At 36.5% G+C, this 24,471-nt stretch carries 30 protein-coding genes, 1 tRNA gene and 1 other annotated feature; of the genes, 25 read left to right on the plus strand and 6 right to left on the minus strand.

Going from position 1 to position 24,471, the window contains the following annotated elements; genetic code table 11:
• Positions 1-144 precede the first annotated feature (144 nt).
• From K1I61_RS01710 to K1I61_RS01725, 4 genes are all read left to right on the plus strand, one after another.
• Positions 145-1,308, plus strand: a complete 1,164-nt coding sequence (locus K1I61_RS01710; RefSeq protein WP_223332903.1) for an AI-2E family transporter — start codon at positions 145-147, stop codon at positions 1,306-1,308.
• Entirely contained in the window at positions 1,298-2,530 is a 1,233-nt protein-coding gene (locus K1I61_RS01715) for a tetratricopeptide repeat protein (protein WP_223332905.1), read from the plus strand. The genes K1I61_RS01710 and K1I61_RS01715 overlap by 11 nt, the downstream gene beginning before the upstream one ends.
• Before the next feature lie 170 nt (positions 2,531-2,700).
• Complete coding sequence (locus tag K1I61_RS01720; RefSeq protein WP_223332907.1) at positions 2,701-3,537, plus strand: DegV family protein; 837 nt, start codon at positions 2,701-2,703, stop codon at positions 3,535-3,537.
• Positions 3,538-3,645: 108 nt separating this feature from the next.
• The gene (locus tag K1I61_RS01725; protein WP_004253345.1) at positions 3,646-3,921 is read left to right on the plus strand and encodes an HU family DNA-binding protein; all 276 of its coding nucleotides are present in this window, start codon (positions 3,646-3,648) and stop codon (positions 3,919-3,921) included.
• Between the two features lie 214 nt (positions 3,922-4,135).
• Here K1I61_RS01725 and K1I61_RS01730 read toward each other — a convergent pair whose 3' ends face one another.
• Both K1I61_RS01730 and K1I61_RS01735 read right to left on the minus strand, forming a co-directional pair.
• On the minus strand, positions 4,136-4,378 hold the full coding sequence (locus K1I61_RS01730) for a type B 50S ribosomal protein L31 (RefSeq protein WP_004253349.1): 243 nt from the start codon (positions 4,376-4,378) through the stop codon (positions 4,136-4,138).
• Between the two features lie 92 nt (positions 4,379-4,470).
• Positions 4,471-5,409, minus strand: coding sequence for a DHH family phosphoesterase (locus K1I61_RS01735; protein WP_223332909.1), 939 nt, complete (start codon positions 5,407-5,409; stop codon positions 4,471-4,473).
• 103 nt (positions 5,410-5,512) lie between these two features.
• On the opposite strand from K1I61_RS01735, the gene K1I61_RS01740 reads away from it, so the two are divergent.
• The 11 genes from K1I61_RS01740 to K1I61_RS01790 all read left to right on the plus strand — a co-directional run bounded on the left by K1I61_RS01740 (position 5,513) and on the right by K1I61_RS01790 (position 12,469).
• Positions 5,513-5,956 (plus strand): flavodoxin, encoded by a 444-nt coding sequence (locus K1I61_RS01740; protein ID WP_004253355.1) that lies wholly within the window; start codon positions 5,513-5,515, stop codon positions 5,954-5,956.
• Positions 5,957-6,070: 114 nt separating this feature from the next.
• A complete protein-coding gene (locus tag K1I61_RS01745) occupies positions 6,071-6,337 on the plus strand; it encodes a chorismate mutase (protein WP_006148651.1) in 267 nt (88 codons plus the stop codon).
• Positions 6,334-6,708, plus strand: a complete 375-nt coding sequence (crcB, locus tag K1I61_RS01750) for a fluoride efflux transporter CrcB (protein WP_036757295.1) — start codon at positions 6,334-6,336, stop codon at positions 6,706-6,708. Before K1I61_RS01745 ends, crcB (K1I61_RS01750) begins: the two co-directional genes overlap by 4 nt.
• Entirely contained in the window at positions 6,702-7,031 is a 330-nt protein-coding gene (gene crcB, locus K1I61_RS01755; protein WP_036757292.1) for a fluoride efflux transporter CrcB, read from the plus strand. The genes crcB (K1I61_RS01750) and crcB (K1I61_RS01755) overlap by 7 nt, the downstream gene beginning before the upstream one ends.
• A gap of 118 nt (positions 7,032-7,149) precedes the next feature.
• Positions 7,150-7,497: a 50S ribosomal protein L19 gene (gene rplS, locus K1I61_RS01760; protein WP_001068670.1), complete on the plus strand. Its 348-nt coding sequence runs from the start codon at positions 7,150-7,152 to the stop codon at positions 7,495-7,497.
• 42 nt (positions 7,498-7,539) lie between these two features.
• Positions 7,540-7,611 (plus strand) — tRNA-Arg (locus tag K1I61_RS01765).
• A gap of 577 nt (positions 7,612-8,188) precedes the next feature.
• Positions 8,189-9,175, plus strand: a complete 987-nt coding sequence (locus K1I61_RS01770) for an ABC transporter ATP-binding protein (protein ID WP_003010129.1) — start codon at positions 8,189-8,191, stop codon at positions 9,173-9,175.
• Complete coding sequence (locus tag K1I61_RS01775; RefSeq protein ID WP_003013825.1) at positions 9,172-9,966, plus strand: ABC transporter permease; 795 nt, start codon at positions 9,172-9,174, stop codon at positions 9,964-9,966. The genes K1I61_RS01770 and K1I61_RS01775 overlap by 4 nt, the downstream gene beginning before the upstream one ends.
• Before the next feature lies 1 nt (position 9,967).
• Positions 9,968-10,753: an ABC transporter permease gene (locus K1I61_RS01780; RefSeq protein WP_223332911.1), complete on the plus strand. Its 786-nt coding sequence runs from the start codon at positions 9,968-9,970 to the stop codon at positions 10,751-10,753.
• Between the two features lie 308 nt (positions 10,754-11,061).
• Complete coding sequence (locus tag K1I61_RS01785; RefSeq protein ID WP_223332913.1) at positions 11,062-11,934, plus strand: hypothetical protein; 873 nt, start codon at positions 11,062-11,064, stop codon at positions 11,932-11,934.
• A 61-nt stretch (positions 11,935-11,995) separates the two neighbouring features.
• On the plus strand, positions 11,996-12,469 hold the full coding sequence (locus tag K1I61_RS01790) for a hypothetical protein (protein ID WP_223332914.1): 474 nt from the start codon (positions 11,996-11,998) through the stop codon (positions 12,467-12,469).
• 75 nt (positions 12,470-12,544) lie between these two features.
• Here the strand turns inward: K1I61_RS01790 and yidA are convergent, their stop codons facing one another.
• Both yidA and K1I61_RS01800 read right to left on the minus strand, forming a co-directional pair.
• Positions 12,545-13,351: a sugar-phosphatase gene (gene yidA, locus K1I61_RS01795; protein ID WP_223332915.1), complete on the minus strand. Its 807-nt coding sequence runs from the start codon at positions 13,349-13,351 to the stop codon at positions 12,545-12,547.
• A 12-nt stretch (positions 13,352-13,363) separates the two neighbouring features.
• Positions 13,364-14,668, minus strand: a complete 1,305-nt coding sequence (locus K1I61_RS01800) for an HD domain-containing protein (protein WP_223332916.1) — start codon at positions 14,666-14,668, stop codon at positions 13,364-13,366.
• Positions 14,669-14,740: 72 nt separating this feature from the next.
• Here K1I61_RS01800 and K1I61_RS01805 point away from each other — a divergent pair, with 72 nt between their 5' ends.
• Positions 14,741-15,118 (plus strand): YwiB family protein, encoded by a 378-nt coding sequence (locus K1I61_RS01805; RefSeq protein WP_016465741.1) that lies wholly within the window; start codon positions 14,741-14,743, stop codon positions 15,116-15,118.
• Positions 15,119-15,297: 179 nt separating this feature from the next.
• Here the strand turns inward: K1I61_RS01805 and K1I61_RS01810 are convergent, their stop codons facing one another.
• On the minus strand, positions 15,298-16,380 hold the full coding sequence (locus tag K1I61_RS01810) for a DEAD/DEAH box helicase (RefSeq protein WP_223332918.1): 1,083 nt from the start codon (positions 16,378-16,380) through the stop codon (positions 15,298-15,300).
• Positions 16,377-17,354 carry a Gfo/Idh/MocA family protein gene (locus K1I61_RS01815; RefSeq protein WP_223332920.1) on the minus strand — a complete coding sequence of 326 codons (978 nt, stop codon included), beginning with the start codon at positions 17,352-17,354 and terminating at the stop codon, positions 16,377-16,379. Before K1I61_RS01815 ends, K1I61_RS01810 begins: the two co-directional genes overlap by 4 nt.
• A 146-nt stretch (positions 17,355-17,500) precedes the next feature.
• Here K1I61_RS01815 and K1I61_RS01820 point away from each other — a divergent pair, with 146 nt between their 5' ends.
• The 9 genes from K1I61_RS01820 (at position 17,501) to ccdA2 (ending at position 24,468) form a co-directional block, all read left to right on the plus strand.
• Positions 17,501-18,196 (plus strand): YoaK family protein, encoded by a 696-nt coding sequence (locus K1I61_RS01820; RefSeq protein ID WP_223332922.1) that lies wholly within the window; start codon positions 17,501-17,503, stop codon positions 18,194-18,196.
• A gap of 54 nt (positions 18,197-18,250) precedes the next feature.
• Positions 18,251-18,338, plus strand: a sequence feature (ribosomal protein L21 leader region).
• A gap of 35 nt (positions 18,339-18,373) precedes the next feature.
• Positions 18,374-18,688 (plus strand): 50S ribosomal protein L21, encoded by a 315-nt coding sequence (gene rplU / locus K1I61_RS01825; protein WP_000109141.1) that lies wholly within the window; start codon positions 18,374-18,376, stop codon positions 18,686-18,688.
• A gap of 15 nt (positions 18,689-18,703) precedes the next feature.
• Positions 18,704-19,048: a ribosomal-processing cysteine protease Prp gene (locus K1I61_RS01830; RefSeq protein ID WP_000613699.1), complete on the plus strand. Its 345-nt coding sequence runs from the start codon at positions 18,704-18,706 to the stop codon at positions 19,046-19,048.
• A 16-nt stretch (positions 19,049-19,064) separates the two neighbouring features.
• A complete protein-coding gene (gene rpmA / locus K1I61_RS01835; protein WP_223332924.1) occupies positions 19,065-19,358 on the plus strand; it encodes a 50S ribosomal protein L27 in 294 nt (97 codons plus the stop codon).
• Between the two features lie 309 nt (positions 19,359-19,667).
• Complete coding sequence (locus K1I61_RS01840) at positions 19,668-20,927, plus strand: UDP-N-acetylglucosamine 1-carboxyvinyltransferase (protein ID WP_004253395.1); 1,260 nt, start codon at positions 19,668-19,670, stop codon at positions 20,925-20,927.
• A 16-nt stretch (positions 20,928-20,943) separates the two neighbouring features.
• Complete coding sequence (locus K1I61_RS01845; RefSeq protein WP_223332927.1) at positions 20,944-21,495, plus strand: GNAT family N-acetyltransferase; 552 nt, start codon at positions 20,944-20,946, stop codon at positions 21,493-21,495.
• Positions 21,488-22,765 carry a CBS-HotDog domain-containing transcription factor SpxR gene (spxR, locus tag K1I61_RS01850; protein ID WP_223332930.1) on the plus strand — a complete coding sequence of 426 codons (1,278 nt, stop codon included), beginning with the start codon at positions 21,488-21,490 and terminating at the stop codon, positions 22,763-22,765. The genes K1I61_RS01845 and spxR overlap by 8 nt, the downstream gene beginning before the upstream one ends.
• A gap of 15 nt (positions 22,766-22,780) precedes the next feature.
• On the plus strand, positions 22,781-23,641 hold the full coding sequence (locus tag K1I61_RS01855) for a methionyl aminopeptidase (protein WP_223332936.1): 861 nt from the start codon (positions 22,781-22,783) through the stop codon (positions 23,639-23,641).
• Positions 23,642-23,760: 119 nt separating this feature from the next.
• A complete protein-coding gene (ccdA2, locus tag K1I61_RS01860) occupies positions 23,761-24,468 on the plus strand; it encodes a thiol-disulfide oxidoreductase-associated membrane protein CcdA2 (RefSeq protein WP_223332938.1) in 708 nt (235 codons plus the stop codon).
• Positions 24,469-24,471 lie beyond the last annotated feature (3 nt).

The following is a 24,471-nucleotide window of genomic DNA, read 5'->3' on the forward strand; positions in this document are numbered from 1 at the left end:
GCCTGCTAGATGAAAAATCTAAGTCAGAAAAAATAGCTCTTCTCTTGTCAAGAATACAAATTTATCCCTTGCTAAAAGACTATAAAAAAAACTTATTTTTCTTAAAACGTGGTATAATGTTAGGACAAAGGAAAGGAAGAAAAAATGGAACAAAAAGAGAAACACTTTACCTTATCTTGGTTTTTTAAATGGTTTTTAGACAATAAAGCGATCACTGTTTTCTTGGTGACCTTGTTATTAGGTCTCAATATTTTTATTCTCAGTAAAATTAGCTTTTTATTTTTCCCGGTTATAGACTTTTTATCAGTAGTGATGTTGCCGGTTATCTTATCGGGTCTACTTTTTTACCTCTTAAATCCACTAGTAGATCTGATGGAGAAGTACAAGATTAACCGTGTCTTAGCCATTAGTATTATCTTTATCGTTATTGCCATTCTCTTGATTATTGGACTAGCTGTTGCAATTCCAAACCTTCAACGTCAAGTAGTAATTTTTGCGCAAAATGTCCCAAGTTATCTCGAGGATGCTGATAGAGTCATTAATGACCTTGTAACCAAGCGTTTGCCAGATGACTTTAGACCACAACTGGAGCAAGTTTTAGCTAATTTTTCAACACAAGCAACTGCTTGGGCAAGTAATATTTCTTCTAAGGCTGTTAACTGGGTAAGTGCTCTTATCAGTGGAACGTCACAGGTCATTGTCGCTCTGATCATCATGCCATTTATGCTCTTTTATCTCCTTCGAGATGGAAAAGGACTTAGAGACTATATTACTCAATTCTTACCAAATAAATTGAGAGAACCAGTTGGTAAGGTTCTTTCAGAAGTCAATCAACAACTTTCCAATTATGTTCGAGGGCAAATTACGGTCGCTGTAATCGTAGCTATCATGTTTATTATCTTATTCAAGATTATTGGACTTCGTTATGCTATTACTTTAGGTATCACAGCTGGTATTTTTAATTTAGTTCCTTATCTAGGTAGTTTTCTTGCAATGATTCCAGCCCTTGTTTTGGGTTTGATTGCTGGTCCTGTTATGCTCTTAAAAGTTATTATCGTTTTCATTGTAGAGCAAACTATTGAGGGACGTTTTGTTTCTCCACTGATTTTGGGTAGTCAATTAAATATTCACCCAATTACCATTCTTTTTGTGCTGTTGACTTCAGGATCCATGTTTGGTATTTGGGGTGTATTGCTAGGTATTCCAATCTACGCTTCCGCAAAAGTAGTCATCTCAGCAATATTTGATTGGTATAAAGGAGTTAGTGGACTTTATGAACCAGTAGAGGAGACTGAAGGTGAACAATAGTCAACAAATGCTCGAAGCTTTAGAACAACAAGATTTATCAAAAGCAGAATCTTTTTTCCAAAAAGCCCTAGAGGAAGATTCAGATGAAGTTCTTCTTGAACTTGCTGCATATCTCGAAAGGATTGGTTTCTATCCACAGGCAGCACAAATCTATGAGAAACTAGCACCGAAATTTCCAGAAGTCTACATCAATCTAGCTGCAATAGCTGGTGAGGATGGATTGATTGAGGAGGCTTTTGATTATTTAGAGAAGATTGGTCGGGAAAGTGAATGGTACGTATCAGCTCTTGCCTTAAAAGCAGATTTATATCAGATGGAAGGATTGACAGATGTTGCGCGTGAGAAGCTTCTAGAAGCTCGTAGCTACTCTGATGACCCTCTCCTAATATTTGGACTAGCCGAGCTAGATAGCGAGCTAGGAAACGATTTAGAAGCCATTAAAGGCTATGCTCAATTAGATAATCGAGTTATCTACGATCAAACTGGAATTTCGACTTATCAGAGAATAGGTCTTGCTTATGCACGACTTGGTAAGTTTGAATCTGCAATAGAATTTCTAGAAAAAGCCTTAGAGTTAGAATATGATGACCAAACAGCCTTTGAGCTTGCAAGTCTCTATTTTGATCAAGAGGACTACCAGAAAGCCGTACTATACTTTAAACAACTAGACACTATTTCCCCAGATTTTGAGGGTTATGAATATGGTTATAGTCAAGCCCTTCATAAAGAGCATCAGACAGAAGAGGCTCTTAAAATAGCTCAACAGGGCTTGTCAAAAAATCCTTTTGAAACTCGACTCTTACTCCTTGCATCTCAGCTATCTTATGAGTTGCATCAACCTGAGCAAGCAGAAGCTTATCTGATTCAAGCACAAGAAAATGCTGATGACCAGGAAGAAATTTTGCTACGCTTAGCTACCATCTACCAAGAACAAGAAAGATACGAAGATATTCTAGCTTTAGCAGTCTATGAACCTGAAAACCTCTTGACTAAATGGATGATTGCTCGAAGCTATCAAGAGACTGAAGAATTAGATGTAGCCTATGATCTCTATAAGGAACTTGCTACTGAACTCAAGGATAATCCAGAGTTTTTGGAACAGTTTATTTATTTGTTAAGAGAGTTAGGTAAGCTAGAAGAATCAAAAGACTACATTCAATCCTATCTACAATTAGTACCCGATAATTTACAAATGCAAGATTTGTATGATTATTTAGCTTAAATACAAAAGATAATCACCAAGCATAGGTGATTTTCTTTTTTTATTAAAAAGAAGTATAAATTGCTTTAAATTTAGGTGGATTGAGTATGAACTTTTAGTATTTTTTTGATATAATTGTTATAGTTATAAGTTGAATAATCAACAATAGTAAAAATAGAAAGATTGGCAAAATGACAAAAGTAAAAATTGTAACGGATTCTTCGGTTACTATTGAACCAGAAGTGTTTAAAGAATTTGATATTACTGTTGTTCCACTATCTGTCATGATTGATAGTGTCCTTTATTCAGATGCAGATCTTGAAGAAGGAGAATTTCTTCGCTTGATGCAAGCTAGTAAAAATCTTCCTAAGACTAGTCAACCACCAGTGGGACTCTTTGCAGAAATTTTTGATGATTTGGGTAAGGATGGTAGTCAGATTCTAGCTATTCACATGTCCCATGCTTTATCAGGAACTGTTGAAGCGGCTCGTCAAGGAGCAAGTTTGTCAACAGCAGATGTCACTGTTTTGGATAGTTCATTCACAGATCAGGCCTTGAAGTTCCAAGTTGTGGAAGCTGCTAAACTAGCTCAAGAAGGAAAAGACCTTGAAACTATTCTAACCCATGTAGAGGACGTAAAAAATCACACTGAACTCTACATCGGTGTTTCAACTTTAGAAAATCTTGTAAAAGGTGGTCGCATTGGCCGTGTTACCGGTTTGCTGAGCTCTTTACTGAATATTCGAGTAGTTATGCAAATGAAAGACCATGAGCTTCAACCGATTGTCAAAGGACGTGGTTCAAAAACCTTTAAGAAATGGTTGGATGAGTTAGTAGCCACTCTTTCAAATCGTTCAGTAGCTGAGATTGGTATTTCTTATGCAGGTACAAATGAATTTGCAAACGAGATGAAAGCTGTTCTACAACCTTACGTTGAAAAACCGATTTCAGTCCTAGAAACAGGCTCAATTATCCAAACTCACACCGGAGAAAACGCCTGGGCGATCTTAATTCGCTATAATTCCTAAAAAAATTGAGAAAAATCAATAAAAACGTGTTTTTGACTTGACCTAAAAGGAAATTTAGGTTATGATTATAAGTGTTAATTAGAAATAATTTTTGGAGGATTCATTAACATGGCAAACAAACAAGATTTGATCGCTAAAGTAGCAGAAGCTACAGAATTGACTAAGAAAGATTCAGCAGCAGCAGTTGACGCTGTATTCGCAGCTGTAACTGAATTCCTTTCAGCTGGTGAAAAAGTTCAATTGATCGGTTTTGGTAACTTCGAAGTTCGTAAACGTGCAGCTCGTAAAGGTCGCAACCCACAAACTGGTAAAGAAATCAAAATCAAAGCTTCTAAAGTTCCAGCATTCAAAGCTGGTAAAGCTCTTAAAGAAGCAGTTAAATAATGATTTTATAAAAAGCCCGTCATATCAAGCATTTGAGCTTGTATGACAGGCTTTTTTTGCTTAATAGGGGACTTGTTACGAAAGTAGAAGTAGAAATAAAAATTGGCACTATTATAAGCTATAAAAAATTAAAGCTTGAAAAAATAAAAGAAACAAAAAAACAACTCCGAATCGAAGTTGTTTTCGTTTAACCGTATACAAGTGATGCGGTTGATTATTTGAGACCGTATTTTTTGTTGAAACGATCCACGCGTCCATCTGCTTGAGTGAACTTTTGACGTCCAGTGTAGAATGGGTGTGAGTCTGATGAAATTTCCACACGGATCAATGGGTAAGTTTCGCCTTCGAACTCAACAGTTTCGCTAGAGCGTTTTGTTGAACCGCTAAGGAATTTGTAACCAGTAGTTGTGTCCATGAAGACAACTGGGCGATATTCTGGATGGATATCTTTTTTCATTTTGCAATATTTCCTTTCTGCCATGGTCTCTTTGCGAGCCATAGATTGTTACCATACTAGTCTATCAGATTCTGAAAAGTTTGGCAAGCTTTTTATCTATTTTTCAGCAAGTTTTTTAATTTTTGGTAGATGAGCTCATTCTCTTCTAAACTATAGGAATTAGCTCCACTAGCAAGAGGATGCCCACCGCCATCATGTTCTTTTGCAACTTCATTGATTGGGACAAATTTACTGCGAAGACGTACGCGGTAGTGACCATCTGCTTGCTCCACAAAGATTCCCCAAAGGCTAACAGTATCAATACGGCCTGGAGCTCCAACGATAGCTGCTGTTTCCGCATCAGTAACGTCGTATTTCTTCAAGATTTCTTGGGTGAGAATGACACGTGCAGCACCATTTTCATCAACTTCTAAGTGATCATAGACATAACCCTGGAGTTTGGCAATCTTAAAGCTCATAGTATCCATTTTACGAGTTAATTCAGCGTAGTCAAAGTTATGTTCTCTGAGTTGACTTGCGATACGAAGCGTGCGTGCAGAAGTAGAAGGGTAGAGAAAACGACCGGTATCACCAATAATTCCAGCGCAGAGCATTTTAGCAGCATAGTCGGATAATTCTAAGTTAGTTGCTTCAGCAAAGAGAGCAATCATCTCACTCGCACTACTAGAGTTCGTGTCTACCCAAACAAGATCGCCGTAGACTTCGTCATTTGGATGATGGTCAATTTTGATAATTGACTCAGCATTAAGATATCGTTTATCATCAATACGTGCTGTGTTTGCTGTATCACAGATAATGGCAAGTGCACCTTGATAGTCTGTGTCCTCTACCTGATCCATTTTAGCAAGCCAAGTTAAGGTTGGCTCATTAAAACCAACTACTTTTATCGTTTTTTCTGGAAAATGATGCTCAAGCAAGGCTTTTAAACCTACCTGACTCCCCAGAGCGTCAGGATCTGGTTTCATATGACGGTGGATGATAATAGTATTGTATGCTTTGATTTTTTCTAAAATTTGGTGACAAATTTCCATAATGAACCTCAATTCTTTCTCATTTCATTGTAGCACAAGAGTTTTTATTTTTAAAATGAAAAAGATGTGATATAATGGAGAAAGATTAATTGAGGAGGACCTTATGGCATTAGCAAAAATTGTATTTGCCAGTATGACCGGTAATACTGAAGAAATCGCTGATATTGTAGCAGATAAATTAAGAGAATGTGGTTTAGAAGTGGATGTTGATGAGTGTACAACCGTTGACGCTTCTGACTTTTTAGAAGCAGACATCGCCATTGTCGCAACCTATACCTACGGAGATGGAGAATTACCAGATGAGATGATGGACTTCTACGAAGATCTAGCAGACCTCAACTTGAGCGGTAAAATCTATGGTGTAGTCGGATCAGGTGATACTTTCTACGATGAATTCTGTAAAGCTGTTGATGACTTCGACCGAGTATTTATAGCTACTGGAGCTGAAAAGGGTTCAGAGTGCGTTAAAGTTGACCTTTCTGCCGAGGAAGAAGATATTGAACGCTTGGAGCAATTCGCGGAAGAATTAGCTGCTAAAGTAGGATAAGCATGAAGTGCACTGATGAAAATTGTCAGTGCAGTTTTTATTAAACAGGATTAGGACTTTACTAGCCTATTTAGTGCTTTTTTGGTACAATAGTTCAATTAAAAAGGAGACTCTATGGATTTAGATAATATTCGACAAGAAATCGATAAAATCGATGACCAGATCGTTCAACTTTTAGAAGAGAGGATGCATTTAGTTGAAGGAGTAGTTGCCTATAAAAAAGCTTCAGGAAAACCTATTCTAGATACTAAAAGAGAAGAAGTTATCTTTGAGAAAGTCAAAAGTCGTGTAGGCAATAAAAAATACGAAGATACAATTGTTGAGACTTTTTCAGATATTCTCAAACGTTCACGTGATTATCAGGATAAAACGATCAAATGAAAAAAGAAAAATTTTACCCTCTAGGAATCTTTCTAGCTGGTATGCTGGGAGGAATTGTGCGTTTTCAGATTTCGAGATGGTTGCCATCTAGTCCAGACTTCCCATGGGGAACACTAGTAGTCAACTATTTAGGAATTTTTTGCCTTGTCTACCTTGTAAAAGGTTATCTGGTTTATAAGGGAAGTAGTAAAGGCACTATTCTAGCGCTTGGAACAGGATTCTGTGGTGGCTTAACGACATTTTCTAGTCTCCTATTAGATGCAGTGAAATTGCTGGACACAGGGCGGTACCTTAGTTTAGTGACCTATTTGCTTTTGAGCATCGGCGGTGGGCTTCTATTTGCTTATTGTCTAGGGAGGAAGAAATGGTAGTATTTTATCTAGCGCTTGCTTGTGGACTGGGTGCTCTTGTTCGTTATTTCTTTTCCCGTTATAATCAAGTGTCAGTGCTACCACTAGGAACACTCATAGCTAATCTTCTAGGTTGTTTTTTGATTGGATTATGCTATAACCATGTGGAGTCAAAAGAAGTCTATCTTATTCTTGCAACTGGTTTTTGTGGTGGTTTGACTACTTTCTCAACTTTGAATGATGAACTCCAAAGACTGATCAATGACAAGAAGGCATTTTATAGTTATTTATTATTAACCTACTTGCTTGGTTTTCTTGCAATTTTTTTAGGAACTTTGCTATAAATTTCTTTACTTTTTCCAGGAAATTTGATAAACTGTATCTTGTGTGTAATGGACGCACAAAAATACAGTTTATCCGCTGAGGAAGTTTCCTCAAGATTGACAAAGATAGGAGAATAAAATGAATCCATTAATCCAAAGCTTGACTGAAGGTCAACTTCGTACAGATATCCCTTCATTCCGTCCTGGTGACACTGTTCGTGTACACGCGAAAGTTGTCGAAGGAAACCGTGAACGTGTTCAGATCTTTGAAGGTGTTGTTATTGCACGTAAAGGTGCTGGCATCTCAGAAAACTACACAGTTCGTAAAATCTCTAACGGTGTAGGTGTTGAACGTATCTTCCCAATCCACACTCCTCGTGTTGAAAAGATCGAAGTTGTTCGTTACGGTAAAGTACGTCGTGCGAAATTGTACTACTTGCGTGCTCTTCAAGGTAAGGCAGCTCGTATCAAAGAAATCCGTCGTTAATTCGATGAACAAAACTCTGCTGCAAGGCAGGGTTTTTCTCTAGCTCCCTTAGTTCAATGGATATAACAACTCCCTCCTAAGGAGTAGTTGCAGGTTCGATTCCTGCAGGGGGCAGTACTAGCCAAAAAAACACTGGATAACCAGTGTTTTTTCTTTGACCAAATTTTGACCAAATATTTGTTTTGATTTTTATGATTATGAAGTTAAGTAGATCATAGGAGTAAGTCTTTATAGGTATAAGTTATTTATGTTCGCTATGTTAGTTAAATAATTAATTTTTGACTGTTTTATCTCTGTTTAATGTAAATTAGTTATGAGGAGTATTGTCTCGTTTATATACGAATATGTAAAATAATGATACAATGATATTATATAGAAAATAGTAGATATTTGACTGACTATAAAAAAATGGAGGTTATTTATGAATAGCAAGGAATGGATTATGGAATTTGAATCTTTAAATGTATGATTACTATAACCGTTATAAAATCAATAAGAAACGTTGTGGTCGGAATTTTTGATATCTTCTAAGAGTAGTCAGAGGATTATTGATTTAATAACAGAAGTACACGAAGACATATATTTAACATCTATTATTTTACCCATCCCGAAGATTTTAGCTCAATCTTTAGCATTTTGGTAAAGTATGGAAAAAGTACAAGTAAATATATTTTATCGAAAGGAGAGATATATGAGTGAAATAGTTATTAATGCTCAGAATTTATCTAAAAATTTTTATAATTTTGATTCAAGACTCCCATTTATCAAGAGATTTTTGAAACGTAATCAAATAACGATTCGAGCTGTTCAAGATATTAGTTTTACGATTAAGAGAGGGAGTATAGTTGGCTTTATTGGGAGTAATGGAGCTGGTAAATCCACAACGATTAAAATGTTGACTGGGACTCTTTATCCTAGTTCCGGAAAATTAGAAGTGAATGGAGAAATTCCATTTAAAAGAAGTATAAATTTTAGAAAAAAAATTTCAATAGTAGTAGGAAATAAATTACAGTTATTTCAAGATGTTTCGGCTATGGATTATTTTCAATTGATTGGTACTTTATATGAGGTAGAACCGGCGATTTTACAAGAACGAATTCAGGAATTAAGCAATTTGTTGAATGTAAAAGATCAGCTTTACCAGCAGGTCCGGACCCTCTCTCTTGGACAAAAAATGAAAATGGAGTTTATCGCGGCATCTTTAACAAGTCCGGAAATATTATTTTTAGACGAGCCTACTATAGGGTTAGATATACAGTCTAAAAAAGATATCAGAACATTTTTAAAGAAAATGAATGAAGAATGTCATACTACTATTATTTTAACGAGTCATGATATGGATGATATTTCGTCTGTTTGTGACGAATTAATCGTCATTGACAAAGGAAAAATTATTTTGCAGGAGTCAATGGATGTTATTTTATCTAAATTTTCTGATTTTAAATATTTAAAGATAAAAATGACATTAGATTTGGTACCAGAGTTATGCTCTGTTAAAGGAGTAGTAGTCATTTCTCAAACAAAATCGGAATGTATACTAAAAATACCTAGAGATTTTGTCTTTGAGACATTAGAATCAATCAATAAGCTTGTAGATATAGAAGATTTTGAAATATCAAATCTTTCTTTAGAAGAAATTATTTTACAAAACTATTTTACAAAAAAGGAGCACAATTGAAAAAAGAAATGTCTATTATTCTGATATCATTTCGATCTATTTTGAACTATAAATCAAGTGTACTATTGTTAATGTTACAGGCAAGTATACAAATTATGATATCAGTATTTTTATGGACGTATATATATCAGAGTAACCAGATAAATATAGCAGGATATGATTTTACCTCAATGGTTCAATACTATTTGGGGACTATAATTTTTTCATATTTTGTTTTTTATCCAGTTGATTGGGAAATCAATGACGATGTTCATTCAGGAAATTTTTTTAGCATATTAATAAAACCTGTTACTTTTTATAAGTATTATTTTTGTAAAATGCTTGGAGATAGGCTTGCTCATTTATTATTTATCATCATTCCTGTCATTTTATTCTCCAGTGTTTATTACAAGAATGAGTTATTAACCATTGAAATTCTTATTTTAGGAAGTATTGCAATTATTCTATCTATGGTTCTATGGTTTTTAATATCATGTTGTGTAGGTATGCTTTCTTTTTGGTTAGAAAATATATTTTTTGTCCTTACTGTTAAAGAAATAGTAATTCAGTTTTTATCAGGAATATTATTGCCTTTAAGTTTTTTTTCAAATAATTTTCGTCTGTTTTTAGATGTATTACCTTTTAAATACTTAGTATATGAACCGCTTCAGATGTTTAGTAATGATACATATAAATTAATAGACTATTTGAGAATTATTTGTATTCAATTGATTTGGTGCATCATTTTTTATATTATATCAAGATTCATATTGAGAAAAGGAGTGGAGCACTTCTCAAATGTGGGAGGATAAAATGTTTAGAATAAAAGTAATTTTTAGGCTACTTCATTTTGGTTTTAAATCTGATATGAATTTTCATTTTGACTTCTTTTGTGGTCTATTTTCGTCGATACTGTGGATTGGTTTACCTATTGTATTTTTTAGATTGATTTTCTTAAACATAGACTCTTTTAATGGTTGGGACTATTATCAAATTTTATTTTTGGTAGGTTCCTACACTATTGTAGATGGAGTTATGATGGGATTGTTAATTAGAAGTATGGGAATTTTAGAATCAGATATTTTGAGTGGTAACTTGGATCAAATTTTATTGAGGCCGTTTGATACTCAGTTGTTCTATATTTTTAGATCATTTAATTTAGTTCAATTCGTGAATACTTTTTTTGGTCTTGCGATCATTTTTATAAGTTATGGAAATTTAAATGTACATTTAAATTCATTAAAAATATTATTTTATATCCTTTCTTTAATGTGTGGTTGTATTATATATTATTCAATTTGGTTTCTAATAACGATTAGTTCATTTTGGTTCCCAACTAAATTTTCAAAAGTAGATATATTTTTGAATTATATTGGAATTTCTAAGTATCCATATAATATTTTTACAGGTATTAACAGATTGATCACTATGTTATTTGTTCCCAATTTATTAATTGCCAATCCTGCAGTATTAATATTTTTAGGGAAAGATACATTGAACCTATTTTTCTATCAAATAGTTTTTACAGTTTTTTTGATTATTATCAGTCGTACAATTTTTAGAAAAGGATTGAAAAAATATGAAAGTGCAGGAAGATAAACAATGTTGTTCAGTTATATGTTTGACTAAAGGAAGTGATTCGCTGTACTTTCGGATATGAGCTTGAAGGTGGAATTGCCGGAGTGAGTTGGATAAAAAGTTAGCGAAATTTTTGACCAAAAATTGACCAAAAGTATTCAAAAGCCTATTAGAATAGGGTTTTAGGACTGATATTTATATTCCTGCAGGGAGCAAAACTAGCCACAAAAACACTGGGTAACCAGTGTTTTTTCTTTGACCAAATTTTGAACCATTCATAAGATATCCATGGTGTGTTATAATGGACATAGAATGTTCAGGAGAAAAACATGAAAAAAGGTTTATTAATTGGCTGTTTATCCATAGTTATACTATTTGCAATATTCATAATACTTAGTCCTATTCTTGCAATGATGGATATGTGGGGTCTATTTGCCCATGCAAGTCGGAATGAACTTGAGCAAGTAGTACATCGCTCTTATGAGAACTACGGTCTTAAAGGTCAGTTTGAGTTAGAAAAATACGAAAAAAACTATACAAGTGTAGGAGGATTTGTAATCCATGGTACTTACACTGAAAATATAGATGGTAAAATCTATCAGGTTAATTCTCGTTTTAAATACTATACTCGTCCTTCGGAAAAAGAAACGTATAGAAAGACTGATGCGGAAGTAGATTATAAACAAAACAAAAAAATTTATCAAGTTTTTCCAGAATTAGCTTATTTAGGAATTGAGATTAGTCCAGGCACCAGCGAATTTTTAAAAACATTGGATACTTCAATAACAGATCCTAAAATGACTGCTTTGAAGTACGAAGGGATTGATTTTCAATTTAATAGTAAATCTGGTAATATCCACCTTTATGATGAAATCTTAGAGGAAAATAAAAAAAATGGACAAGCATTACAAGGGATGTATCCTATGGATGCTCAATATCTTTTCCAAAAAGATATTTTTATACCAGAATTTCAATTTGGATACTACACTCCAGAAGACAAGAAGGATCAGTTATATGATGCCTATCTTGAAGATCTTGAATCGCAAATGAAAGAATTTCTTAACAATCAACCCCTTCCAAGCGGTCTTTATGCTGTAAAGATTGATAAATATGAGGGGAATAAACTTGTTAATAATAGTGGTGGATATTATGTGAAGATTGAGAATCGTCAAGTTGTGGAGTTTATCAAAGATTTACAGTAGGAGTCACTGTACTAATGCTTTTTAGCTGTATAGAGTTTAGAGAAAAGAGGTAATATGTCAGATGTCCCAAGAAGAATACCTTCGACTAAAAAAAGAATATAAAATTCGACTAGTTTTAGTAATAGCTCTATTCGTATTATTTTCTATTCTAAGCATTATGCTTATCATAAATCTCAATAGATTTATCCCACTAGGAGCAACAGCAATGGCTACAGTTGTGCCATTTAACCATTTTTTACTCGTTCCACTTTGGGAAGAGAAAAAAGCGATTGAAGCAGAGCATCCTGAATGGAAGGACCTTAGTACAAGTAGAGTTAAGGTCCCATCGTCAGAAACGAGTAAACGGAATTTGGCAGCTGTTGGAAGTGTCATTGCTTTGTTCTTCTCGTTTGCCTTACTCTATAGGCCTGCTAAGGTATACCAGAAGGTCCCTACTGCCGATGAAATAAAGAACCTTCCCAAGATTGAGAACAAGGGTATTCCTAAACTTGATACTAAGAAAATTCCAAGTATAAAAAGGGAATCAGAAGAATAATCTGTAATTTAAAACACCCCAGGAGTTAGTTTTTTATCTCTAACTTCTGAGGTGCTTTTTTATATTCTAATAAATTTACAAGACCCAAGTACGAATCGCATGGGCAACGCCTGATTCATCATTTGTTTTGGTGATGTATTTGGCGATTTTTTTGAGTTCTGGATTTCCGTTTTCCATAACAACTGGATTTCCAACGACTTCAAGCATGGCACGGTCATTTTCTTCATCCCCGATAGCCATAGTTTCATCTTTTGTCAATCCTAGTTTTTCAGCCAGATGTGTAATAGCTGAGCCCTTGTCTACATCCTTTTTAAGGAGTTCTAGATAAAATGGAGCAGATTTGTTGATAGAGTAGCGCTCGTAAAATTCTGCTGGAATCTTTTCAATAGCAGCATCGAGAATCTCTGGTTCGTCGATAAACATACATTTGACGATTTCTTTATCAGCCATCTCTTCAGGTGTACGGTAAAAAATTGGCATGCTGACGAGGGTTGATTCGTGTACGGTGTATTTTCCGATATTGCGATTGGCAGTGTAAATGCCGTCCTTGGTAATTGCATGCATATGGACTCCCAGTTTACGGCTGAGAAATTCCATATCCAGATAGTCCTCGTAAGTCAAGGATTCGCTGATAATCTCATGGCCATTAGCAGTTTCTTGAACAAGGGCACCGTTGAAGGTCACAACATAGTCACCTTCATCTCTCAACTGCAAGTCGTCAAGGAGTTTGGCAACACCAGCGATGGGGCGTCCTGTTGCAATGACAACCTTGACTCCAGCTGCTTTGGCATCTTGGATAGCTGCAAAAACTTCGGGAGTAATTTCTTTTTTGCTATTAACTAGGGTACCATCTATATCGACGGCGATTAGTTTTATACTCATAAATTTCCTCTGTTATTTCTTGTCTGGAGTAAAATGATCATTCTCAATCAAATGGGAAAATTGTTGAATGATATTTGTAAAAATACTATTTTGCTTAAGCATTTCTTTAGGGAAGTAGAAGCGGTTGTCACCATGACGGCTTCCTGCAAGAGATTGAACGATAGGAGATAGGCTAGAAAGTTCTGCCAGCTCGCCATTCTTTTGGACAATCTCGATTTGAGTTCTTGGATTTTCAGACTCTGGTCGATAAATATCGTAAGGAAGGTCAAAATTCTTATGAATAGCTGTGTAATAGTTGGGGTCAAAACCAATTTCTTCTACGAAATTTCGCATGATTTCAAGCTGGTCTTGATCTTTCTGAGAAAAAGTAATAGATTTAAAGACCTTACGATTGATAAAACGTTGGGAAAGGTCGGCTAGAATTTTATCTGTACTAGTCATCCAGAGTTGGAAATAGGTATTCATAACCCCGTCGTCAAGTGCAAGATAGTCAGATAAGGTTACCTTCTTCTCAAAAAATGGCAGTAGATGTGGGGATGTAAGGGCAAAGAAGTCCTTATTTTCAGGGTAGAGCTCCTTAGCACGTTTGAGAAGATTTTGCAGAAGGACTTCCATGGCTCGTGTAGCTGGGTGGAAATAAACCTGCATATACATCTGGTAACGACTGAGTACATAATCCTCTATGGCATGCATCCCATTCCGTTGAAAGGCGATACCATTTTCAACAGGACGAATAACACGAAGGATACGTGTCAGATCGAACTGGCCATAAAAAGCACCGGTGAAGTAGGAGTCGCGAAGGAGATAGTCCATACGGTCTGCATCAATCTGACTAGAAATGAGCTGAACCACTTGTTTGTTTGGATAAGTGTGATCGATAACGCTGGCTACTTTTTTTGGAAAGTCCGGTGCAACCTGCAAAAGAACCTGATGAATCTCTGTATCAGGGCTTTGGATAATTTCCTGGGTAATGGCCTCGTGGTCGGTGTCAAAGAGATTTTCAAAAGTATGAGAGTAGGCACCGTGTCCGAGATCATGTAAAAGAGCCGCAGTCATGGTTAATAGTGACTCGTTAGAATCCCATTCCTCAGGATATTTCTCCTCAAAAATTTCCGTAATTTGCCTAGCAATTTCGTAGACACCCAAACAGTGAGAAAAACGACTATGCTCTCCACCGTGGAAAGTATAGCTAGATGTCCCAAGCTGTTTGATGCGACGGAGCCGCTGAAATTCTTTGGTATTGATCAGGTCATAAATGACTTGATTATTAACGTGGATATAGTTGTGAACTGGGTCACGAAATACTTTTTCATTCATAAGACCATTATAGCAAATTCCGAGGCTTTTTGGTAAAATAGTAGGGATAAGTGAGAAGAAAGAGGAATAGTTGTGAAGATTAGAATGAGAAATACCATCAAGTTCGATGAACAATTGGAAGTAATCGATCAACTTTATGATGTTGAATTACGTGAAAAGGGCGATTTTTCCTATCTCCTTTTTTACAATGAAGACCAAGAAAAAGTAGTTTTGAAATTTAATGGGGAGGAACTGGTCATGACACGTTTCTCAAATCCCAAGACCATCATGCGTTTTCTCAAGGATACTGATAGTTTAGCCTATATTCCAACACCTATGGGACTGCAGGAGTTTATCATCCAAACAAGCCACTACGATGTTGGTGAAGAGAAGATTGAACTAGCCTACCAACTACAAAACAAAGAAGGAGTTCCATTTGCCAACTACCGTTTAGAAATTACTTGGGGATAAGAAAAAGAGGCTGGGACAAAAGTCCTAGCCTCTCAATTGTCTTTGGAGTGTCGAGCAAGACGCAGTGGTTGAGTGGGCTCTACTACGCTGATTTCATCAGCTTTTACAGCCCTACTCAACTGTGCGGAGGTGGGACGACGAAATCGAATTCTAAAGAATTACCGATTTCTGTCCCACTCTCATTTGATATAGAGTTCTTGATTTTTCAAGACGATTTCACGTACGCTTGCAAATTTCTTCAGTTTTTTTAGCTCTTCTGGATGTGTCACAAGAGTGATAACATATCCTTCTTTACCCATGCGTCCTGTACGACCCGCACGGTGAGTGTAAGTTTCCGTGTCTCTAGGGACGTCAAAGTTAATCACGCATTCCAAGCTATCAATGTCGATACCACGAGCGAGAAGGTCTGTGGCAAGAAGTAGTGTCAGTTGATTATCTTTGAATTTTTCTAGAATAACTTTTCTAAATTTAACGTTGACATCGCTAGCTAGCGAAACTGCTAAAACATCACGATATTGTAATTTTTCCTCGGCGCTTCCAAGGTCAGACAAGCTATTAAAGAAGACAAGACCACGGAAATCTTCAACCTGTGCTAGTTTACGAAGCATATCTACTCTGTGACGTTGGTCTACTTGCATGTAGAAATGTTGAATGTTGTCTAACTTTTGGTCTGATAGATCAATGATGCGCGTGTTAGGTGCAATCTTATCTTGGTCAAATTTGGTAGTGGCACTCATGTAAATAAGTTGATGGTCACGAGGTGCATAGTTGGTAATTTTTTCAACAAAATGAATTTGAGAATCGTCAAGGAGCTGGTCGAATTCATCAAGAATGATTGTTTCCACATTCATCATCTTGATTTTTTTCAATTTAATGAGTTCAAAGATACGACCAGGTGTTCCAATTAGAATTTCTGGTCCTTTTTTAAGTCGTTCAATTTGGCGTTTCTGGCTCGAACCGGATAGAAATAGCTGAGCTGTTAATCCGATAGCCTCACCCCAGGTTTTAGTGACTTCAAAAATTTGTCCAGCAAGCTCAGTATTAGGTGCTAAAATCAATAATTGTTGGGCTTTTTTCTTTTGCAGTTTGAGAAGACTAGGTAGGAGATAGGCTAAAGTCTTCCCTGTACCAGTTGGACTGACTCCCAGAAGATTTTCACCTTCTGTTATAGGTTGAAAAAGTTGAGTTTGAATGGGAGTAAATTCTTGGAATCCCAGTTGATCAATCAATTCTTGCCATTCGGTAGGTAGTTTGGTTTTCATTTTTCTGCCTCAAATCTAATGCCAGCATTCTGGCGCATGGTGTAAAGTAGGTTGTGGACGTGTGTCGCATCATCAATCCAAGATTGGTAAAGTGCCTGGTCTGGTTGTTTGATCATATGTGCGAAAGCAGCAACTTCCTCAGTCATGGTGTGAGGAGCCTGCTGGATAGGAAGTTGAACTTCATTTCCTTGGTGGTCTGTAAAAGTAGCTGATTGGACATGCTCGATTGTATTAAGTGTCAAGGTTCCATCAGTAGTATAAATCTCACAAGGAAGATTAGAAGTGATATTCTTTCCTGCTTTGATGTGTACTTGATAGTCAGGATATGAGAGAATACCATCCCCATTTAAATCAATGCTATTATCTAGTTTCTGAGCTTGATAGGTTGCATGAGTCGGTTTTCCAAATAAGCGAACAGCTGCATAAATAGGATAAATACCAAGATCCATGAGTGCACCACCTGCAAAACGGTCTGAGAAAACATTAGGAGTATCGCCAGCAAGTAGGTTAGGCATCTTAGAAGAGTATTTAGCGTAGTTAAAGTCAGCACCAAGAATTTGTTTGTTCGCAAGAAAGTCTTTGATTGTGGCAAAAGCATCTTCGTGGTAGTTACGTGCTGCTTCAAAGATAAAACATTTATTATCTTTAGCCGTTTGAACTAAATCCTGCCATTCTTGTGGTTGAGTGACAGCTGGTTTTTCAAGGATAACATGTTTTCCAGCAGATAAAGCCATCTTTGCCTGACTAAAATGCAGGGAATTCGGACTAGCAATGTATACCACATCGAATGAATCATTAAAGAAATCATTTAGCTGATCAAATAGCTTCACGCCTTGATGCTGTTCAGCAAACTTTTCTGCGGTTTCTATTTTTCTAGAATAGACTGCACCCAGTTGAAATTCTCCACTAGTATGGGCAGCCTCTAGAAAATGATGGCTGATTGCACTGGTCCCGATGATACCAAGTTTTAGCATAGTTACTCCTTTTCCACAAGTAATGATTGATTTCATTATAACATAGAAAGAGTCAACTCGTTACCTTGAGATAATTCTTTTGCTTTGATACTTCGAAATTTCTAGAAAAAATGGTACAATAGTCACAGTATATTTAGGAGATTAGTATGAGATTATTACCCATGAGAAAAATTTCTCGTCATTCAAAAAGATTGGCGCTTTTTTTGACTTTTTGTGCAGGCTATGTAGATGCCTATACCTTTATAGTAAGAGGGAATACCTTAGTCGCTGGGCAAACGGGGAATGTGGTATTTTTATCAGTCGGAATCGTTCAGAGAAATTTAGCTGATGCTGAAATAAAGATATTGACACTTTTATCTTTCATGTTAGGCGTTTTTTTGCTTACGATTTACAAAGAAAAACTTCGCATTGTTAAAAAACCCATTATATCACTTATACCATTGGCCATTTTATCATTGATAATCGGCTTTATTCCATTGAGTGTAGATAACATGTTTATTGTTCCTCCTCTGGCTTTTTGTATGGGTCTCGTTACAACAGCTTTTGGAGAGGTTTCAGGGATAGCCTATAACAATGCATTTATGACGGGAAATATCAAACGCACCATGTTGGCTTTTGGCGAATATGTTCGGACCAAGCATACAGCCTTTTTGATGGAAGGATTGATTTTTGTGAGCCTACTAGTTAGTTTCATTCTAGGAGTAGTATTTTCAGCTTACTTAACGATTATCTTCAACGAAAAAACGATTTTAGGCGTCCCTATCATGATGAGTATTTTTTATCTAAGTATGCTTTTATCTTCTTTGCGAAAAAAGTCTAATAAAAGGCTGAATTTTGAGTGAAAATACTTGTCAAAAATTTGAAATCATGCTATACTTGTAGAGTTGACTATGCACAGTCCTGTGCAACCGCACGAACATCGTTGCTTGATTCATCAAGTTTAAGTGGTTCGTCCCACGATGCTAGGCGAGTCTTCACAAAAATTCGGGGAAACCCCAAAAAATCATAGGAGGTGCATAATGAGCACATACGCAATTATCAAAACTGGCGGAAAACAAGTTAAAGTTGAAGTTGGTCAAGCAGTTTACGTTGAAAAATTGAACGTTGAAGCTGGTCAAGAAGTTACTTTTAACGAAGTTGTTCTTGTTGGTGGTGAAAACACTGTTGTCGGAACTCCACTTGTTGCTGGAGCTACTGTAGTTGGAACTGTTGAAAAACAAGGAAAACAAAAGAAAGTTGTTACTTACAAGTACAAACCTAAAAAAGGTAGCCACCGTAAACAAGGTCACCGTCAACCATACACTAAAGTTGTCATCAACGCAATCAACGCTTAATTTTAAGGAGAACACATGATACAAGCAGTCTTTGAGAGAGCCGAAGATGGCGAGCTGAGGAGTGCGGAGATTACTGGACACGCCGAGAGTGGCGAATACGGCCTAGATGTCGTGTGTGCATCGGTTTCTACGCTTGCCATTAACTTTATCAATTCCATTGAGAAATTTGCAGGCTATGAACCAATCTTAGAATTAAACGAAGATGAAGGTGGCTATCTGATGGTTGAAATTCCAAAAGATCTTCCTTCTCACCAGAGAGAAATGACACAATTATTCTTTGAATCATTTTTCTTGGGTATGGCAAACTTATCGGAGAACTCTTCTGAGTTCGTCCAAACCAGAGTTATCACAGAAAACTAACACGGAGGAAAACATTATGTTAAAAATGACTCTTAACAACTTGCAACTTTTCGCCCACAAAAAAGGTGGAGGTTCTACATCAAACGGACGCGATTCACAAGCTAAACGTCTTGGAGCTAAAGCAGCTGACGGACAAACTGTTTCAGGTGGATCAATCCTTTACCGTCAACGTGGGACACACATCTATCCAGGTGTAAACGTTGGACGTGGTGGAGACGATACTTTGTTCGCTAAAATTGAAGGCGTAGTACGTTTCGAACGTAAAGGTCGCGATAAGAAACAAGTTTCTGTTTACCCTATCGCTAAATAAAAAGGTCCAGTGAACCTTTTTATCCCGAGCCTTGAAATGAAAAGGCGAGGAAGCTAGAACTAGCATAAAATAAGGCTTTCCGAGATTTTCGGAAAGCCTATTTTTTATTTTGGTACCCAGTTTGGTATCCATATTTAAAATCCGATAATTAGTATCAGTTTTTTTGTTAAGTTTACTTGATAAACTAATCTAAATCAATAAAATCTTAAGGGACTTATTTGATTTATTATGATAGATAATAAGAAAGAAATATGGTATAATATAGGGTGAGACCTTATGAATAAATAGTGAAAGAGTATATAAAAAATAATGAAAAAAATTGTCATTAACGGTGGACGTCCATTAAAGGGTGAAATAACCATTAGCGGAGCAAAAAATAGTGTAGTTGCTTTGATTCCAGCTATTATTTTGTCAGATGATGTAGTTATTTTGGACTGTGTTCCAGACATCTCTGACGTTGCTAGTTTGGTTGATATCATGGAAATTATGGGTGCTAGTGTAAAGCGCTATGATGATGTTTTAGAGATTGATCCTCGTGGTGTTCAAAATAAACCAATGCCATATGGTAAAATCAACAGTCTTCGCGCATCCTATTATTTCTACGGTAGTCTTCTTGGACGTTTCGGTGAAGCAACAGTAGGTTTACCTGGTGGATGTGACTTGGGACCTCGTCCGATTGACTTGCATTTAAAAGCCTTTGAAGCTATGGGTGCTAAGACAACCTATGAGGGAGACAATATGAATCTCTCAACAAATGGTTCTAAGTTGCAAGGCGCACACATCTACATGGATACTGTTAGTGTTGGAGCAACTATTAACACAATGCTTGCAGCGGTAAAAGCCCAAGGACGTACAGTCATTGAAAACGCGGCTAGAGAGCCTGAAATTATTGATGTAGCTACTTTGTTAAATAATATGGGAGCTCATATTCGTGGTGCAGGTACAGATATGATTACTATCGATGGTGTTGAATCTTTACACGGCACACGCCATCAAGTAATTCCTGACCGTATTGAAGCAGGGACTTATATTGCAATGGCTGCTGCTGTGGGACAAGGAATTCGTATTAACAATGTACTTTATGAACATTTAGAAGGTTTTATCGCAAAACTTGAGGAAATGGGTGTTCATATGACGGTTTCTGAAGATAGTATCTTCGTTGAAGAGCAAACAAATCTTAAGGCTGTTAATATCAAAACAGCTCCATATCCAGGATTTGCTACAGACCTTCAACAACCGATTACTCCTCTTTTATTGAAAGCTGAAGGACGAGGAACATTGATCGATACCATTTATGAAAAACGTGTCAATCATGTTTTCGAATTAGCCAAAATGAACGCAGATATATCTACAACGAATGACCATATTTTCTACAAAGGTGGCAATCCTTTACAAGGTGCAAGTGTAAGAGCGACAGACTTACGTGCAGGTGCAGCTTTGGTTATTGCTGGATTAATGGCTGAAGGTAGAACAGAGATTACTAGTGTTGAGTTCATCCTACGAGGCTATTCAAATATTATTGAGAAATTACGTAATCTTGGAGCAGATATTGAGCTAATTGAAGATTAGCAATTCGAGGATAACAATGAATATCTGGACAAAATTAGCAATGTTTTCTTTCTATGAGACGGAACGTTTGTATTTCCGTCCATTCTTTTTTACGGATGTAGAAGACTTCCATCAGCTGGCATCAGACCCTGAAAATCTTCAATTTATTTTTCCTACGCAAGCTAGTATTGAAGAAAGTCAATATGCTCTTGCCAACTACTTTATGAAATCACCCTTGGGAATTTGGGCCATTTGTGATCAAAAAGACCAAAAAATGATTGGAGCAATTAAGTTTGAAAAGCTTGATGAAATAAGGAAAGAAGCTGAAATTGGCTATTTTTTAAGGAAAGACTATTGGTCTCAGGGATATATGACGGAAGCAGTTACCAAATTGCGAGATTTGTCTGTGAATCAGTTTGAATTAAAACAACTGTCTATTGTGACACATCTGGAAAATAGCGCCAGTCAAAAGGTTGCGCAAAAGTCCGGCTTCGTTTTATATCGTCGGTTTAAAGGTAGTGACCGCTATACTCGTAAGATGCGGGATTATCTAGAATTTCGCTATACAAAAGGAGAGCTAAATGAGTAAACACCAAGAAATTTTAGCTTATTTAGAAGAATTACCAGTCGGAAAACGGGTTAGCGTTCGAAGTATCTCAAATCGTCTGGGAGTGAGCGATGGGACAGCCTATCGTGCGATCAAAGAAGCTGAAAATAGAGGCTTAGTTGAAACACGTCCTCGAAGTGGGACAGTCCGTGTGAAGTCAAAAAAAGTTGCCATCGAAAAGCTAACATTTGCAGAAATTGCAGAAGTTACTGGTTCAGAAGTTTTAGCCGGACAAGCTGGTTTGAATAGAGAATTTAGTAAATTTTCCATCGGGGCGATGACTGAGAAAAATATACTTTCATACCTTCATGATGGTGGATTAGTCATTGTCGGTGACCGAACACGTATCCAATTGTTGGCACTAGAAAACGAAAATGCTGTCTTGGTAACCGGTGGATTTGAAGTTCATAAAGATGTTTTGGATGCTGCTGATAAGAAAAATATTCCAGTATTACGTAGTAAACATGATACATTTACAATTGCGACGATGATCAACCGTGCTTTGTCAAATGTTCAAATTAAGACAGATATTTTAACGGTTGAAAAGATTTATCGTACTAGTCATGAATATGGTTTTTTACAAGAAACGGATACTGTAAAAGATTATTTAGATTTAGTTCGTAAGAATAGAAGTAGTCGATTTCCTGTTATCAATCAGCATAAGGTTGTTGTGGGTGTTGTGACCATGCGTGATGCTGGAGATAAATCACCAGGGACTACCATTGATAAGGTCATGACAAGAACTGTCTACATGACAGGTTTAGCCACAAATATTGCTAACGTGAGCCAGAGAATGATTGCTGAAGATTTTGAAATGGTACCTGTTGTACGGAGCAATCAAACCTTGCTTGGTGTCATTACTAGACGTGATGTCATGGAAAAAATGAGTCGTTCTCAGGTCTCAACTTTACCAACCTTTTCAGAGCAGATTGGACAGAAGTTATCTTATCATCATGATGAAGTTGTTATTACAGTAGAACCCTTTATGTTAGAAAAAAATGGTGTTCTGGCTAATGGTGTTCTTTCAGAAATCTTGACTCATATGACGCAAGACTTGGTCGTTAATAGCGGTCGTAATCTCATCATTGAACAAATGTTGATTTACTTCTTACAGGCTGTTCAGATTGATGATGTTCTTCGGATTCAAGCTAGAATTATTCATCATACGAGACGATCGGCTATTATTGATTATGACATTTATCTCAATCATCAAATTGTATCAAAAGCAAATGTAACTGTAAAAATTAATTAGAATCTAGGAGTAAACATGATTACATTAAAATCAGCTAGAGAAATCGAAGCTATGGATAAGGCCGGTGATTTTCTTGCAAGCATTCACATTGGCTTGCGTGATATCATCAAGCCAGGTGTTGATATGTGGGAAGTAGAAGAGTATGTTCGCCGTCGTTGTAAAGAAGAGAATTTCCTTCCACTACAGATAGGTGTTGATGGGGCAATGATGGACTATCCATATGCAACCTGCTGTTCGCTCAATGACGAAGTAGCACACGCCTTCCCTCGTCATTATATCCTCAAAGAGGGTGACCTTCTCAAGGTTGATATGGTTCTTGGTGGGCCAATCGTGAAGTCTGACCTCAATGTTTCTAAACTCAATTTTAACAACGTTGAGCAGATGAAAAAATATACTCAAAACTTTACGGGTGGATTAGCCGATTCTTGTTGGGCATACGCAGTTGGTAAACCATCAGAAGAAGTTAAAAACTTGATGGACGTGACCAAGGAAGCTATGTATAAGGGTATCGAGCAAGCTGTTGTTGGCAACCGAATTGGTGATATTGGTGCAGCGATTCAAGAATATGCTGAAAGTCGTGGATACGGTGTTGTCCGTGATCTTGTAGGACACGGTGTTGGACCAACCATGCATGAAGAACCAATGGTTCCTAACTATGGTGTAGCTGGTCGTGGTCTCCGACTTCGTGAAGGTATGGTTTTGACAATCGAACCTATGATTAATACAGGTGATTGGGAAATCGATACAGACATGAAAACAGGTTGGGCTCACAAAACTATTGACGGTGGTCTATCATGTCAGTATGAACACCAGTTTGTTATTACCAAGGATGGACCTGTAATCTTGACAAGTCAGGGTGAAGAAGGAACTTATTAATAAAAAAAGGGAGCTGAGCTCCTTTTTGTTTTCTCTAAAATAATAGCGTAGCAAAGTTAAGACTTATAATGTTATTTGTAGTAAAATATAAAGTGAAAATTTTGAAAGAAGGTTTTTAATTGGAAAGTATTATATTTTTTATCTCTGTATTTTTAGCTGGTATCTTGTCATTCTTTTCTCCCTGCATATTTCCTTTGTTACCAGTCTATGCAGGTGTTTTGTTAGATGATCAAGAGCAGTCAAAGACATTTCGGTTTTTAGGTAAAGATGTTGCCTGGTCAGGATTAATTCGGACATTCTGTTTTATCGCAGGTATCTCTCTAATTTTCTTTATTCTAGGGTTTGGAGCTGGATTTCTCGGGAACTTACTCTATGCTGATTGGTTTCGTTATGTTATGGGTGGTATTATTATCATACTAGGCTTACATCAGATGGAAATCCTTCATTTACGAAAATTAGAGTTCCAAAAAACAGTAAGATTTGATCAAAAACAGTCTAGTAAATATCTATCAGCCTTTCTATTAGGTATTAGCTTCAGCTTTGGTTGGACTCCATGTATTGGTCCAGTTTTAAGTTCAATTTTAGCATTAGCTGCCTCAGGAGGAAATGGAGCTCTTCAAGGGGCCTTATTAACCCTAGTTTATACTCTTGGAATGGCGCTTCCATTTTTAGTATTGGCCTTGGCATCAGGACTCATCATGCCTTATTTTAGTAAAATTAAATCTCACCTACTGTTACTGAAAAGAATTGGTGGTTTACTAATTATTCTCATGGGAATTTTATTAATGTTGGGACAGTTAAATGTCTTATCTGGAATATTAGGATAAAAG

Origin of the sequence: Streptococcus infantis, from assembly GCF_019929665.1 — a bacterium.
Classification (GTDB): domain Bacteria; phylum Bacillota; class Bacilli; order Lactobacillales; family Streptococcaceae; genus Streptococcus; species Streptococcus infantis_H.